12 protein-coding genes are annotated in these 14265 nt (G+C 68.1%); 8 read left to right on the top strand and 4 right to left on the bottom strand.

The window, feature by feature from the left end; all coding sequences use genetic code 11:
• The first annotated feature begins 438 nt into the window (after positions 1–438).
• The 4 genes from CFB82_RS35665 to CFB82_RS35650 are packed head-to-tail and all read left to right on the top strand — an operon-like array spanning position 439 to position 4520.
• The gene (locus CFB82_RS35665; RefSeq protein WP_089487082.1) at positions 439–1677 is read left to right on the top strand and encodes a glycosyltransferase family 87 protein; all 1239 of its coding nucleotides are present in this window, start codon (positions 439–441) and stop codon (positions 1675–1677) included.
• Positions 1674–3053 carry a glycosyltransferase family 87 protein gene (locus tag CFB82_RS35660; protein ID WP_089487081.1) on the top strand — a complete coding sequence of 460 codons (1380 nt, stop codon included), beginning with the start codon at positions 1674–1676 and terminating at the stop codon, positions 3051–3053. Before CFB82_RS35665 ends, CFB82_RS35660 begins: the two co-directional genes overlap by 4 nt.
• 24 nt (positions 3054–3077) lie before the next feature.
• Positions 3078–4121, top strand: coding sequence for a glycosyltransferase family 2 protein (locus tag CFB82_RS35655; protein ID WP_089487080.1), 1044 nt, complete (start codon positions 3078–3080; stop codon positions 4119–4121).
• Between the two features lie 15 nt (positions 4122–4136).
• Positions 4137–4520 carry a GtrA family protein gene (locus CFB82_RS35650; RefSeq protein ID WP_089448730.1) on the top strand — a complete coding sequence of 128 codons (384 nt, stop codon included), beginning with the start codon at positions 4137–4139 and terminating at the stop codon, positions 4518–4520.
• Between the two features lie 32 nt (positions 4521–4552).
• Here the strand turns inward: CFB82_RS35650 and CFB82_RS35645 are convergent, their stop codons facing one another.
• Both CFB82_RS35645 and CFB82_RS35640 read right to left on the bottom strand, forming a co-directional pair.
• The gene (locus CFB82_RS35645) at positions 4553–5491 is read right to left on the bottom strand and encodes an ABC transporter substrate-binding protein (protein WP_089487079.1); all 939 of its coding nucleotides are present in this window, start codon (positions 5489–5491) and stop codon (positions 4553–4555) included.
• A 99-nt stretch (positions 5492–5590) separates the two neighbouring features.
• Entirely contained in the window at positions 5591–6709 is a 1119-nt protein-coding gene (locus tag CFB82_RS35640; protein ID WP_089487078.1) for a TauD/TfdA family dioxygenase, read from the bottom strand.
• A gap of 434 nt (positions 6710–7143) precedes the next feature.
• Here CFB82_RS35640 and CFB82_RS35635 point away from each other — a divergent pair, with 434 nt between their 5' ends.
• Positions 7144–8577 carry an MFS transporter gene (locus tag CFB82_RS35635; protein WP_089487077.1) on the top strand — a complete coding sequence of 478 codons (1434 nt, stop codon included), beginning with the start codon at positions 7144–7146 and terminating at the stop codon, positions 8575–8577.
• Positions 8578–8622: 45 nt separating this feature from the next.
• A complete protein-coding gene (locus CFB82_RS35630; RefSeq protein ID WP_089487076.1) occupies positions 8623–9891 on the top strand; it encodes an ATP-grasp domain-containing protein in 1269 nt (422 codons plus the stop codon).
• 47 nt (positions 9892–9938) lie between these two features.
• On the opposite strand, the gene CFB82_RS35625 is transcribed toward CFB82_RS35630, so the two are convergent.
• Positions 9939–10814, bottom strand: a complete 876-nt coding sequence (locus CFB82_RS35625; RefSeq protein ID WP_089487075.1) for a LysR family transcriptional regulator — start codon at positions 10812–10814, stop codon at positions 9939–9941.
• 167 nt (positions 10815–10981) lie between these two features.
• On the opposite strand from CFB82_RS35625, the gene CFB82_RS35620 reads away from it, so the two are divergent.
• A complete protein-coding gene (locus CFB82_RS35620; RefSeq protein WP_089487074.1) occupies positions 10982–11926 on the top strand; it encodes a hypothetical protein in 945 nt (314 codons plus the stop codon).
• A gap of 49 nt (positions 11927–11975) precedes the next feature.
• Positions 11976–13199, top strand: coding sequence for an ATP-grasp domain-containing protein (locus CFB82_RS35615; RefSeq protein WP_089487073.1), 1224 nt, complete (start codon positions 11976–11978; stop codon positions 13197–13199).
• A 70-nt stretch (positions 13200–13269) separates the two neighbouring features.
• On the opposite strand, the gene CFB82_RS35610 is transcribed toward CFB82_RS35615, so the two are convergent.
• On the bottom strand, positions 13270–13794 hold the full coding sequence (locus tag CFB82_RS35610) for a GNAT family N-acetyltransferase (RefSeq protein ID WP_089487152.1): 525 nt from the start codon (positions 13792–13794) through the stop codon (positions 13270–13272).
• Positions 13795–14265 lie beyond the last annotated feature (471 nt).

The following is a 14265-nucleotide window of genomic DNA, read 5'->3' as shown; positions in this document are numbered from 1 at the left end:
CGTCCTCCCCGGCCCGAGGCCCGATGCGCGAAATGTTTCAAAATTGATATATCCGCCCACGCAAGCGTTGCACGCCTGAACGCCTGTCGCCGCGCTGCACCAAGGGTCCAAATTTTTTCTCGGGACTTTCCCGAACGCGTCAGACCGCTCGCGCGCCGTGGTATCGGCGGCACGCTAACCCGGTAAAAAACGCGGAATGTTTCAAGCCGGATACATGAAATCCGGCCGCGCCGTTTTCTCATACGTGAAAACGCGGTTTTCACGCGCATCGCTGAACAATTTAAATACCCGCCGTCCGTACGCGGTTTGCGTCGCGCGATTTTTTCTCCAACAATGAATTCACCGGACAACGCGATTTCGGCGCGATTCGATCCGTAGGCACGACAACATGAAAACGGCTGTGAAAGACCACGCAGCCTTCACGACAGACGGGGAATCATGTACACAGCCAACCGTGAATTGCGCGGGCGTGCAATACGCCGCATCCAATGGCTGACAGCCGATCGGATCATTCCGTACAGCTGCATCATGCTGATGCTCTTCGCCGCTTTGATGATCGTGTGGGGCATCGTGACCGACGGCTTCACGTCGTCCGCCACGGTCCGCCCCGGCACCGACTTCTCGGTCTTCTGGACCGCATCGCATCTCGTGTTGCAAGGCCACGCCGCATCGGCCTACGACATTTCGTTATTCAAGCAGGCCGAGTTCGCGCACTTCGGTGCGTCTCTGCAGCACCAGCCGCTTCCCTGGCTCTATCCGCCGACGATGTTGCTGTTCATCGCGCCGCTTGCCCTTGTGCCTTTCCTGCCCGCGTATTTCCTCTTTTTGGCGGGCAGTCTTTTATGCTACGCGTTCGCAGTCTCGCGGTTGTCGGGATTGCGCGCGCATCTTCCCCACCCGCGCGCCGCCATGCTCGTCGTGGTCGCGTATTCGGGCGTGTGCGTGTCCGTGATGTTCGGCCAGAACAGCGTCCTGACCGCCGGCCTCGCCGCGCTCGCGCTGCATCTGCTGGGCAAGCGCCCGGTCGTTGCCGGCGTGCTGATCGGGTTGCTTGCGATCAAGCCGCAACTCGCCGTCGTGTTCCCGTTCGTGCTGATCGCGGCGCGGGCATGGCGCACGTTCGCGGCGGCCGCGCTGAGCGCGACGCTGTTCGCGGCGGCCGGGATTGCACTGGCCGGCCCTGGCGCACTGCACGGTTTGAGCCAGGCCATGTCGACGGTACGCGACATGCATTTCATGCTCGCGTCGTACTGGTTCGCGTCGCCGACGCCGTTCGCCGCGTTGCGGCTCGCGGGTGCACCGGTGGCCGCCGCGCTGGTCGCGCAAGCGGCAATCGCACTGGTCGCCATCGCCGCGGCGGTCGATGTATGGCGCCGTACGCCCGACATGCGCCTGCGCGGCGCGGTGCTGGCGGTCGCCACGCTGCTGACGACGCCCTATCTGTGGCATTACGAACTGACGTGGCTCGGCATCGCGATCTTCTGCCTGATCTCGCATGGCCTCGACAAAGGCTGGCTGCCCGGTGACCAGGGCATCCTCGTGCTCGCGTGGCTGCTGCCGGTCTTCGAGCTGTTCAACCGGTTGACGAAGCTGCCTCAGATCGGGCCGCTCGTGCTGCTCGCGGTGCTGCTCGTCGTCGTGCGTCGCGCGGCCCTCGCGTCACGGAGCACGTCATGAAAGCGCCTTCGTTCGCCCGCCACGCGCATGCCGCCGCCGATGTGCATCCGGAACTCCCGATCGCGGGCCCGCGCCGCTATCCGCACTGGCTCAATCGCGAACGCGTGCGCCTCTATGCGGCCGCCGTGCTGATGACGGAACTGCTGTTCGTCGTCATCTACTCGATCCGCGTGTTCCTGTCGCACCACGGTGCACCGGAACCGCTGTCGCCGGATTTCTCGCCGATCTGGAGCGCGGCGTGGCTCGCCGCGCACGGGCACGCGGCCGATGCATGGCATTTTCCCGCGCTGTTCGCGGTCCAGAAGCTCGCTGTCCCGGCGATGAATCTCGCGGACGGCACGCTGCCGTGGCTCTATCCGCCCTCCATGCTGCTGCTCATGCTGCCGCTCGGCTGGCTGCCGTACACGCTGGCGCTCGTGCTGTGGCTCGGGCTCACGTATGTGCTGTTCGCGGCAACGATCCGCGCGACCGTGCAGCGCGATGCCGCGTGGCTGTGCGCGCTCGCGTTCCCCGGCGCGTTCGTCACGGTGATCGTCGGGCAGACCAGCCTCTTCACCGCGTTGCTCGCCGGTGCCGGCCTGCTCGCGCTGAACCGCCGCCCCGTGTACGCCGGGATCTGCTTCGGTTTGCTGACGATGAAGCCGCAGCTCGCGGTGCTGTTCCCGCTCGCGCTGCTGTGCGCGGGTCAATGGCGTGCACTGGCCGCGTGGGCCGCGACGATCGCGTGCAGCGTCACGCTCTCGACCCTCGCGTTCGGGTTCGGCCCGTGGCTCACGTTCGCGCATGTGATCGACAACGTCTACGCGATCGTCGGCTCCGGCCAGGCCAAGCTCGTGCGCATGCCGTCGGTGTTCGCGCTCGCCACGATGGCAGGCTGGCCCGCCATCGTCGCGAACGGCCTTCAGCTGCTGTCGATCGCGACCGCGGCCATCGCCGTCATCTATGCATGGCGCGGCGCCTGCTCGTACGCGCTGCGCGCCGCGACCCTCGCCTGCGCCTGCCTGCTCGTCAGCCCCTATCTGTACGACTACGACCTGACCTGGTACGGCATCGTGATCGCGTGGTACGCCCGCTATGCGTGGACGCACGGCTGGCGGCGCTTCGACCGCGAATGGCTGATGCTGCTGTGGCTGATGCCGCTCGCGGGCCTCGCGGTCGTGCCGCATCTGTCGTTCCAGTTCATGCCGCTCGTCACGCTGGCGTCGCTCGGGCTGCTCGTCAGCCGGATCGCCCGGGAACGACACGACGTGCCGTCGATGCCGGACGCACGCGACAACTCGACCGAAACCGCCTTCACGCATCAGGCCAGAACGCACCACCGCCCGGCGTACGGAATGCGCCGCACCGGCCGACCGACCATCGGCACGCATCGGTGAAACGACATCACAAGGGGAATCATCATGCGGGAACCACTCTATACACCGCTCATCTCGCTGGTCGTGCCGTTCTATAACGAAGGCGAGGCCGTTGAGCACTTCTTCGACGTCGTGATTCCGCTGATGACGTCCATCGACGCGATCCGTTTCGAGATAGTCTGCGTGAACGACGGCAGCCGCGACGACACGCTCGACCGGCTGATCCGGATCAGCACCGCCGAGCGGCGCGTGCGCGTGATCGATCTCACCCGCAACTTCGGGAAGGAAGCCGCGCTCACGGCCGGCCTCGACGAAGCCCTCGGCGACGCGGTGATCCCGCTCGACGCCGACCTGCAGGATCCGCCGAGCCTGATCCCCGTGATGATCGAGCACTGGCGCGACGGCGCGGAAGTCGTCGCCGCGAAGCGCAGGAACCGCGCGTGCGACTCGTTCGCGAAACGCACGTCGGCCGCGATCTACTATCGCGTGCACAACCTGCTGTCGGACGTGAAACTGCCTGAGAACGTCGGCGATTTCCGGCTGATGGACCGCAAGGTCGTGAACGCGCTGCGCAACCTGCCCGAGCGGCATCGCTTCATGAAGGGGCTGTTCGCGTGGGTCGGCTACCGCACCGTGATCGTCGAATACCAGCGCGACGCGCGCAGCGCCGGGCACTCGAAGTTCTCCGGCTGGAAGCTGTGGAATTTCGCACTGGAAGGCATCACCAGCTTCAGCACCGTGCCGCTGCGCAGCTGGACCTACATCGGCGTCGGCATCGCCGCGCTCGCGTTCCTGTACGGCACGTTCATCATCTTCCGCACGCTGCTGTTCGGCAACCCGGTGCTCGGCTACGCGTCGCTGATCTCGGTCACGCTGTTCATCGGCGGAATCGAGCTCATCGGGATCGGTGTCGTCGGCGAATACGTCGGGCGGATCTACGACGAGTCGAAGCAGCGGCCCGTCTACCTGATTCGCCGCCGCTACCAGGCGCACGGCAAGGTGATCGAACTCCCGGTCGCGCGCGATGCGCGCCGCCAAATCGCCCGCCGGCGCGTGCAGCCCACCCGTGCGCGGGTCGGCGCACGCTGACCCGCACCGACGGCCATGATCGGCCTGCTCCATGCCGAGCGCACGCGGCTCGTGCGCTTCGGCGTGTCCGGGCTCGGCTCGACCGCGATCCATACGCTGGTCGCAACGGCGCTGTTCGCGCGGTTCGATGCGACGCTGGTGACGGCGAACGCGATCGCCTTCCTCTGCGCGACGGCGTTCTCGTATCTCGCGAATACGTTGTGGAGCTTCTCTTCGACGGTGGGCACGCGCAACGCGGTGCGCTTTCTCGCGGTCACGCTGGCCGGCTTCGTCGAAACGATGCTGCTCGCGCGTGCAGCCGAAGCGCTGGACGGGTCCCGCGGGATGAGCATCGTCGCGATCGCGCTGCTGGTTCCGCCGACCACGTTCGCGCTGCACCGGCTGTGGACCTACCGGTAAGCGGTCTTGCCCCTCCCCCGCAATTCCCGCACTCAGGTGCGCGGCAGCCCCGGCGGATTGGTCTGCGACCGGTCGATCGCTTCGGCGTCGAGGCTCCAGCGGCCGAGCACCTTCCGGTAGCTGCCGTTCGCGATCAGCGCATTGATCGCGATCGTCAGCGGATCGGCGAGGCCGCTGCCCTTGCGCGTCGTGATCGCGATGTCCGCGGTGCGCGGCCAGCCGCCGCTCACGGTGCCGATCAGCTTCGCATCGCCGCGCAGCGACGCCTGGTACGCGAGCATCGAATTCACGCTGAAGATCGTATCGACGCGCCCCGACTGCAGCGCGACCCAGCGCTCGGCCGCATCCGCGTAGTACTGGATCTCGACCGGCGCGAGGCCGCGCGCGACGTTCTGGCGGTTCCACTCGAGCAGGATCTTTTCCTGGTTGGTGCCCGAATCGGTCACGACGCGCAGCCCGGCAACATCTTTCGGCTCGCGGATCGCGGCAATCCGGCTGCCGTTCTTCACGTAGAAGCCGAGCTGATCCTTCCGGTAGGTCGAGAAGTCGAATTTCTCCTTGCGCTGCTCGGTCACCGTCACGTTCGAGATCACCGCGTCGACCTTGCCGGACTGCAGCGCGAGCGGCCAGTCGGCCCAGGAAAGCGGCACGATCTTCAGCTTGCGGCCGACGCTGTCCGCAACGAGCTGCGCGAGATCGGGATCGAAGCCGACCACCGTTCGCGCATCGGTCGCATAGGTGCTGAGCGGCGGCAGGTTCGGCGCGATGCCGATCGTCAGTGTGTTCGCCTCGGCAAACCGGAAGCCGGCCGGCAAGGCCTGCTCGACCGCCGGGTTCACGGTGCCGCGCTGCCGGCCGGGCTGCTCGGGGCTCAGGTCGAACGTCGCGGCCTGCGCGGCCACGCTGCCGCCGATCAGGACGGCGGCCAGCACGCGAACGACGCGCACAACGGGAAATGTTGTTCTTCTCATGTCTTCCGGATTCCTTTGTTTTTTGATGACGCGTGCGCGGAACGCGGGCGGGGCCGAACGATATTCACCGTCCGTCGCCGCCTGGCGTTCCCGGCCCGCTCAGGCGGGCGTCGCTTCGAGTTCGACCGCGGCTGCGCGTTGCGTCACCGGCTGGGCGACCGGCGACGGGCGCGTTGCGTGCGACTCGCCCGCATACAGCGCCTTCGGATCGAACACACGCGCCTGCAGCGGCGTGAACGCGCGGAAGTTCCACAGGCTGCGCGCGACGAACACGCGCTGCACCCAGCGGAATGCCCGGTCGTTCTCGTCGTATTGCGGATCGAAACGATCGCGCGAATGCAGCGTGAAATGATTGTTGATCAGCACCAGCTTGCCCGGTTGAATCTGCACGCCGAACGACACCTCGCGCACCGCGCGATACAGGTTGGCCAGCGCCTCCTGTGCGCGCTTGTTGACCGCCAGCACCATGTCCGGATAGAACGCGACCGTCACGCGCGGCGCATCGAGCGGCCCCGACAGCACCGCGCTCAGGTCGGTGTTGTCGCGCGGCGTCGGCGCCGCCCCGCGCCACCGGTACGGCACGCGGATGATGTAGTGCTCGCCGTAGAGTTGCGCGATGTCGTCCGGCGACAGCAGCTGCAGCGCGCGACGCGCATCGGCGAGCCGCGTGTACGGGCCGCCGCCGGCTTCGCTGCGCACGCCGAGCAGCAGCAGCGCGAACGGTGACGTATCGCCTTCCGGCATGTGCGCCTGTGCGGCGTTCTCGATATGGAAATCGAGCTCGACCTCGGAGCCCAGGCCCGTATAGTCGCGCGCGGTCGCCTTGTGCGGCGTGAGGTTGTTCACGAGCTCGCGGCCTTCGTGCGCAATCGAATACGGTTCGCCGGCCAGCGTGCTCAATGCGACCAGGACGTTCTCGCTCAACACACCGGCCTTGAACGAGCGGCCGGTTTCCTCGAACCTCGGGCTGCCCGTCACGTCGTCGTCGATCGGCAGGTTGTCGATCTCGATCGAGCCGTGCGCATCGGCGGTCGGCGCCTTCGCGCGATCGAACGCGTCGACGACCCGGTCGGGAAACGCGGTGTAGGCAAGCTTGCGCACCGCGCTGATGTAGCCCGCGCCGCCGGCCGGATCATACGCCAGTGCGCCGAGCGTCGTCCGGATGTGACTGGATTCCGCTGCCGTCAAAACGATGCGTTCATCTGCGAGATAGGTCATAGGTCTCTCGTATAAAGATCGGGGGTCGATAAGCGGTATGGCACTACCGCCGCGCGTTGCCGTCCTCGGGGCCCGGCGCTCGACAAGACTAGGAGACCGTCATTGCATTGCGAAATGATATTAATTCGATTGCAAACAAAAATTTTCGATATAAGTTCAGCAACGCGGCAGCGGCGGGCCGCGTCGTTCGCACCGTCGCTTAACACGAATGGTTGTTAAATAATCTCGGCTTATTATTTGTATTCGCTAACGGGTCAATGCTAGTTTTCTGTCGGATTCGACGATGCGCCGGCCGTCGATCGGCAGCCGGCGCCCTTCCTCCGCCCCACGGAAACCCGTTAGATGAACCGATTCCACCTGCTGCGCAGCTCGCTCGGAAGCGACGCACCGTTGGCTGCGTGCCGCCCCACCCGCCACGCGGCGCGGAGGACACGATGAGCGATCGCGCGCCGGCACTCGAGCGCACGCTGACCGCCGGTGTGGCGCCGCACCGCACGTCGCTGCGCGCGATCCTCCCGACCGTCGCGGCCGCGAGCCTCGGCTTCGCGATCGTCCAGCTCGACGTGACCGTGGTCAACGTCGCGATTCCGAGCCTCGGCCATTCATTCGGATCGAGCGTCCACGGGCTGCAATGGATCGTCGATGCGTACACGCTGTCGTTCGCCGCGCTGCTGCTGACGTCCGGCACACTGGCCGACCGCTTCGGCAGCCGCCGGCTGTTCGCGTACGGCCTCGCGCTGTTCCTGCTGGCATCGCTCGGCTGCGCGCTCGCGCCGTCGCTGGCCGCGCTGATCGCCGCGCGCGTCGCGCAGGGCGTGGGCGCCGCGATGATCCTGCCCACGTCGCTCGCGCTCATCACGCACGCGTGCGCCAACGATGCCGCCGCCCGTGTGCGGGCCGTCGCGTGGTGGAGCGCGACGGGCGGCGCGATCAGCGCGGCCGGGCCGACGCTCGGCGGCCTGCTGATCGATTCGCTCGGCTGGCGTGCGATCTTCTTCATCAATCTGCCGATCTGTGCGGGTGGTCTGTGGCTCACGCTGCGCCATGTGCGGAATTCGGCCGCCGCGCGCACGCGGCTGTTCGATCCGGCTGGCCAGATCGTCGCGGTGCTCGTGCTCGCGCTGCTGACGGGCGGGATCATCCGGGCCGGCGCGCACGGGGTGGGCGATCCGTATGCGGCCGGTGCGCTGGCCGCGTCGGTCGTGCTCGGCGCGCTGTTCGTCGCGATCGAGCGGCGCGTGGCCGCGCCGATGCTGCAGCTCGCATTCTTCCGGATCGCGCGCGTGCCGGGCGTGCTCGCGATCGGCGCGGTCACGAATGCCGCGTTCTACGGGCTGATCTTCTCGCTGAGCCTCTATTTCCAGAACGCGCGCGGCTTCACCGCGACCGAGTCGGGGCTCGCGCTCGCACCGCTCACGATCATCATGCTCGCCAACATCGCGAGCGCGCGTCTCGCGGTCCGCCATGGATTCCGCACGACCGTCATCGTCGGCCTCGCCGTGTCGTTCGCGGGCTACGTGTGGCTGTGGCAGACGCTCGGCGCGCACACGCCGTATGCGCTGCTGGCGCCCGGGTTCGCGGCGATGGCGATCGGTGGCGGCATCGCGATTCCCGCGCTGACGTCGACGATGCTCGGCAGCGTCGAGGCCGGCCGCTCGGCCACCGCATCGGCGATCCTCAATACCGCGCGCCAGGTGGGCGCAGCGGTCGGCGTCGCGGCGCTCGGCGCGCTGGTCGCGGGCCAGGGCGCGGCGATCGTGGCCGGCGCGGCGCGCGGGTTCGCGATCGCGGCCGCGCTCGTCGCCCTGTGCATCGTGCTGGCCGCGCGCTGGCCCGGCGATGTGCCCGATAGCGGCCCGCGGGCCTGAGCCCGCGCCCTCTTCAACCGATCCCACAAGCCCGGCGAGGCATCCATGCCACATCGTTTCATCGATACCGTCCTGATCGTCGACGGCGCGTCGACAGCCGCCTATCTGGCGCCCGCGTTCCGCGCCTACGGCATCCGTTGCGCGCACGTGATCAGCGACCCCGATCTGCCGGAAATCTACCGGAACCAGTTCGTCCCGTCCGACTATATCCGCCAGGTCCAGCATCGCGGCGACGTCGACGCGACGCTCGCGCAGTTGAGCGACCTGCGGATCGGCGCGGTGCTGCACGGCCTCGACGCGGCGCTCGAACTGGCCGACACGCTCGCCGAACGGCTCGACGTGCTGACGCGCAATCCGCTCGCGACGTCGGCCGCGCGGCGCGACAAGTACGCGATGAACGAGCGCATTCGCCAGGCCGGCCTGCGTGCCCCGGCCCACTTCCACAGCACGTCGGTCGACGCCGCACTCGAATGGGCGCGCGCGTACGGCACGCTGCCGCTCGTGGTGAAGCCGGCGCGCAGCGCGGGCGTGACCGGCGTGAAGATCTGCCGGACGCTCGACCAGGTCGAGGCCGCCGCGCGCGACGTGCTGGCCACCCGTTCGCTGTACAACCAGCCGAACGACGACATCGTGATCCAGAGCTATTCGGAGGGGCAGGAATACATCGTCGATTCGGTGTCGTTCGAAGGCCGCCATCGGGTGGTCAGCCTGTGGGAAGTGCACCGCGACCGCACGCATGCGCCGCGGCTCGACAAAATGCTGGTGCTGAATCATGCCGATCCGCGCTACGCACCGCTGCTCGACTACGCGGCCGCGGTGCTCGACGCGCTGGACGTGCGCTTCGGGCCGACTCATCTCGAACTGTTCGATACGGCGGACGGCCCGACGATCGTCGAGCTGAACGCGCGGCTGCACGGCAGCCTCGATCCGCGGCTGACGAGCGCGGTCAGCGGCGAGAATCACGTGTCGGCTGCCGTTGAAGCGGTGCTGCATCCGGAGCGGCTGTTCGGCGACGCCGCCGCGTCGACGGATTTCCGGGGTTACTGCGGGCACGTGCTGCTGCTGTCGTCGCGCAACGGCGTACTGCGGCAGGACTTCACGTGGCAGGCAATCCAGGCGCTGCCGTCGTTCGTCGGGCTCAAGCAATGGGCCAAAGTGGGCGACACGCTGCGCGTGACGACCGACCTGCAGACGGCGCTCGGCACGGTCGGTCTTTACAGCCCGACGTTCGAGCGGCTGCTGGAGGATTGCCGGCGGATTCGCGAGATCGAGGCTGAATTCTTCGCGGATGAACGGGCGGTTGCGCCGGCGTAGCGCGATCGGCGCAGCGCTCGCGGTGCGGAGTGCCGCGGTGCGCTCCGCTAGCGCCCAAGCAGCGCCCCCGCCTGCCGCCCCAGCACCGCGCGCAATGTATCCAGTTCGGGCAGTTCAGGCGCTTCCTCGGACGTGACAAGATAGGTCGTCACACTGTCGAGATCGTCGAACGCGTGCGCCCGCAGTTCCTTGCGCGCCACGTGCTCGGTCGTGATCCGCTTCGGCAGGATCGCGACGCCCATGCCGGCCGCCACGCAGCCTAGGATCGCGCCGAACGTGCCGAACGACGCCACTGACTCGATCGCGATGCCGCGTGCCTTCAGCCAGTGCTCCGCGACCGCGCGATACGGACAGCCGTCGTGAAACGCGAGCAGCCGCACCGGGTTGTCGGCCAGCACCTGCCGCCGCGTGGCCGTGGCCGCGCTCACCAGCACCATCTCTTCGGCGAACGCCGGCTCGTAGCGCAACCCGGGGCGCACGACCGCGCGCGCCGTGAGCGCCGCGTCGATCCGGCCGCGCAGCAGTGCGTCGGCCAGATCCGGTTCGCTGCCGATCTGCACCGCGAGCCCGAGCGCCGGGTCGCGTGCCTTCAACGCGGCGGCGAGCGCCGGCAGCCGCGTGGCCGCCGTGCTTTCCATCGAGCCGAGCCGGAAGCTGCGCGCGACCGGTGCTTCGCGCACCACCTGCGTCGCTTCGTCGACGAGGCGCAGGATACGATCGCAATACGGGATCAGCCGGCGCCCGGCGTCGTTCAGCACCAGCCGCTTGCCGTGCCGGTCGAACAGCGGCGCATCGAGCGACGCTTCGAGCTGGCGCAGCCGCGCGGTGACGTTCGACTGCGTGCAGTCGAGCCGTTCGGCTGCGCGCAGCGCGCTGCCTTCCTGAACGACGGCCCGGAAGGTTTCGAGCAGAGGGATGTTCATATCACTTTCTCTTGTTACAGAACGTGTTTATATCATTTTACTTCGCCAAAAATCCGGATTAGCCTTGCGGATACCCGGTGCCCGACGGCCCGCTTCCGAGGAATCCGCATGCCATTCTCCGCCTGCCCTGGTCGCACGACCGTCCGCCGTCGCCCCGAGGCTCGCCCGTGCGCACGCTGATCGCCGCGCTGGTGCGGCGCGGCCCGACCGTGCTCGCGTGCGGCGTCGGCCTCGGGCTGCTGGTGCCGCCGCTCGCCGACCTCGCGCGGCCGCTGATGCCCGTCACCGTGTTCCTGTTCGTGCTCGGCACGCTGCTGCGCGTCGAGCCCAGCGCGGTGCGCGCGGTCGCGCGGCGGCCGGCCGTGTCGCTGCTGCTGCCCGCCGTGACGATGATCGCGTGCCCGGTCGCGCTCGGCATCGCCGCACGGCTCGCCGGATTGCCGTACGACTGGGTTGTCGCGCTGGTGATCGCGTACTGCGCGCCGCCGTCGAGCGGCACGTCGACGATCGCGCGGATGCTGTCGCTCGACGCGAGCGTCGCGCTCGTCGCAACCCTCGCGTCGATGGTGTTCGTCCCGCTCACCGCGCCGCTGCTGACGGCCTGGTTCAGCCACGATGCGGCCGTGTCGATTTCGCCTTTGACGCTCGCGTTGCGGCTCGCGCTGCTGATCGGCAGCGCCGAGGGCGTCGCGCTGCTCGTGCGGCGCTTCGCCGGCTCCCGGCTCGACCGCTATGCGACGCCGATCGATGCGACCGTCGTCGCCGCGCTGCTGGTGTTCGCGCTCGGCACGATGGCGGGCATGCAGCAATCGATCATCGACGCGCCGCACCGCGCGTTGACCGCGATCGCACTCGCGTTCGCCGTCAACGCGGGCTTCCAGGTGATCGCGTACGGGCTCACGCCCGGCGACGTCCGCACGCGGCTCAATGTCGCGCTGATCGTCGCCAATCGCAACGTCGGCCTGATGTGGGCCGCGCTCGGGCTCGCCGCGACGCCCACCATGGCGCTCGTGTTCACGTGCGCGCAGTTGCCGATCTACACGCTGCCGCGCGTCGTTCAGCATCTGCTGCCGCGCCTCGAAGCACAGCGCCTGCGCCGCCGTGCACGCTAGCCGGCACGCGATGCCGTTCCACTCTTCCGCCTTCGATCAAGGATCCAGCATGAAGCGACTCATCGTGATCGGCGCCCGCGCCACCGGCAGCAGCCTCGCGCTCGTGCGCGGCGCGCTTGCGCGGCAAGCGGCCGTGACCGTGATCACCGCCCCCGGGCACCGTCTCGACGGCGTCTTTCCGACCGGCGTCGAGACGATCAACCTCGAACCCGATGCCGGCCAGCTCGTCGGCTGGCTGCGCACGCGCTATCCGGACGAGATCGACACGCTGCGCGTGACGACCGCGCACGACACCTATGCGCGCACCGCCGCGTGGGTCGCCGACGCGCTCGGCCTGCCCGGCCCCGATGCGCACCGCGTCACGCACGCGGTGTCGAAGTCGAACCAGAAGGCGCTGCTCGCCGCGCACGGCATCCCGGCCGCGCAATTCGTCACGGGTACGCTGGCCGCGCCGGCGGCGCTCGCGGCCGCGGCCGACCCGCTGCGTTTCCCGGTGGTCGTCAAGCCGTCGGAAGGCTCGGCGAGCGACGGCGTGCGGCGCTGCGAGGACATCGCCGAGGTCCGTGCGCAACTCGACGCCCTCGCCGCCGGACAAGCCGACGCGCAAGCGCTCGCGACCGAGCGCGTCGTGATCGAGGAATTCCTGAGCGGCAGCGAATACTGCGTCGAGTATTTCGACGGCCGGTACGTCGGCGCGCTGCGCAAGCTGAAACGGCATGGGGCAGGCTTTCTCGAGCGCGGCTATACGTCGGAACTCGACCTCGATGCGGGCACGCTGCGCGCACTGATCGACGTCGGGTCGCGCGCCACGGCGGCCGCCGGGCTGACCTGGGGGCCCGTGCACCTGGACTGCATCGTGCACGATGGCGTGCCGCACGTGATCGAACTGAATCCGCGCATCGCGGGCAGCTTCATCTGCGACATCGTGCGCGACGGTTATGGCTTCAACGTGGTCGAAGCGTTGCTCGACAAGCTCGACGGACGCCCGGTGGACATTCCCGCGCTGTTTGAACCGCATGCGTATGCGCGCGCCGAATTCCTGCTCGACAGCGATCCCCGCGCGTGGCGTTTCGCGCAGGCGGGTGAGATTCACGACGGCACGGTCACGATCAGTTACGGACCGCAGGTGCTGCCCGATCGCGAGCGGCGTGCGTTTCTTTATGTGCGGGTTGCGCTGCCGGTCGCGCACGGTGTGGAAGGCGCGCCGGAGCAACCCGGTTCGTCGGCCCACGGGAATCCGGTCGGGCAGCCCGCCGTTTCCGGCTCGCCGTGAAACGATCGACTGAACGCCGTCCCGGGCTCGACCGAAAGCCGTCGTGCCGCGCGGCTTCGGTCAGGCACGGTCACAAACGACGCCCCAACAACTGCCCCGGCCACCCGTCCACGTCGAAGGGTGAAATTCGCTCATAGCCGCACGACTCGTAGAAACGCACCAGCGCGCCGGTCCCGCCGCCATAGCAGTCCACCCGCAAGCGCTCCACCCCGGCCGCCCGGGCGCGCTCGTCCGCGAAGGCCATCAGGCGCCGGCCGACACCCCGCGCCCGTGCGTCGCGCGACGCAACCAGCACGCGCACATAGATTTCGGGCTCGGTCGCCGGCGGCACGTAGGGCATGGACTCGCCGAGGATCAATGCGCCGAGGACGCGGCCGTCCTGATCCTCGGCCACCCACGCGTCGGGCAGCGCGCAGGCTTCGGTCACGAGCGCTATCCGCCTGGGTTGCGTCGACCAGGGCTCGCGGCCCCATTGCCCGTCGTTGCCGATGGCGACGAACCACGCAATCACGTCGTCGAAGATCCCCAGCACGGCCGGGGCATCGAGTGCGCTGGCACGACGGATCCTCACCTTGTCCACGCCTGTCGACGTCACGTTCAACCCTCCTTCGCCTGCGTCATCGACCGGCGCGCAATGGGATGTCAAGCCGGGCTGCCCAAGGACACGCGATGGAAGCCCGGCGATCAAGCCTGCTACGGTACTGAAATTCCACCCGATTGATCAAGATGTGACGGCCCGCGATTCGACATGACGGGTGGTCTTCGTGAAAACGCCTGGAGATCAGCGCAAGGCGGGGTGTCAATCGACCTTCGCATGCATGGGCGTGGCCGACCCAGGCCAACCAGCCGCCACGTTGCCGGCGGATCGGCACGGCAAACGTGGTTCGGGGCGTGGCAACGGAGCCGAAAGATCATGCCGCAGCGCGTTGCCCACGGCAGCCCCGTTACTATCTTCACGCCCCGATAATCGGGGCTTTGGCCAGCCAGACCCGGCATGATTCCCGCCCCCAGTCGCAGTCATGATCCGGGGGGTGTTGTCACCGGGTCTGGTGGGTGGCTGGTGATC

The organism is Burkholderia sp. HI2714 (assembly GCF_002223085.1).
Classification (GTDB): domain Bacteria; phylum Pseudomonadota; class Gammaproteobacteria; order Burkholderiales; family Burkholderiaceae; genus Burkholderia; species Burkholderia lata_D.
Note: the sequence above shows the minus strand (reverse complement) of the source record. Positions and strands in the feature narration are given on the sequence as shown.

Coding starts and splice junctions, on each gene's coding strand:
- CFB82_RS35660 (WP_089487081.1), top strand. CDS start 1,674: ATGAAAGCGCCTTCGTTCGCCCGCCACGCGCATGCCGCCGCCGATGTG.
- CFB82_RS35640 (WP_089487078.1), bottom strand. CDS start 6,709: ATGACCTATCTCGCAGATGAACGCATCGTTTTGACGGCAGCGGAATCC.
- CFB82_RS35665 (WP_089487082.1), top strand. CDS start 439: ATGTACACAGCCAACCGTGAATTGCGCGGGCGTGCAATACGCCGCATC.
- CFB82_RS35615 (WP_089487073.1), top strand. CDS start 11,976: ATGAAGCGACTCATCGTGATCGGCGCCCGCGCCACCGGCAGCAGCCTC.
- CFB82_RS35650 (WP_089448730.1), top strand. CDS start 4,137: ATGATCGGCCTGCTCCATGCCGAGCGCACGCGGCTCGTGCGCTTCGGC.
- CFB82_RS35645 (WP_089487079.1), bottom strand. CDS start 5,491: ATGAGAAGAACAACATTTCCCGTTGTGCGCGTCGTTCGCGTGCTGGCC.
- CFB82_RS35655 (WP_089487080.1), top strand. CDS start 3,078: ATGCGGGAACCACTCTATACACCGCTCATCTCGCTGGTCGTGCCGTTC.
- CFB82_RS35635 (WP_089487077.1), top strand. CDS start 7,144: ATGAGCGATCGCGCGCCGGCACTCGAGCGCACGCTGACCGCCGGTGTG.
- CFB82_RS35625 (WP_089487075.1), bottom strand. CDS start 10,814: ATGAACATCCCTCTGCTCGAAACCTTCCGGGCCGTCGTTCAGGAAGGC.
- CFB82_RS35630 (WP_089487076.1), top strand. CDS start 8,623: ATGCCACATCGTTTCATCGATACCGTCCTGATCGTCGACGGCGCGTCG.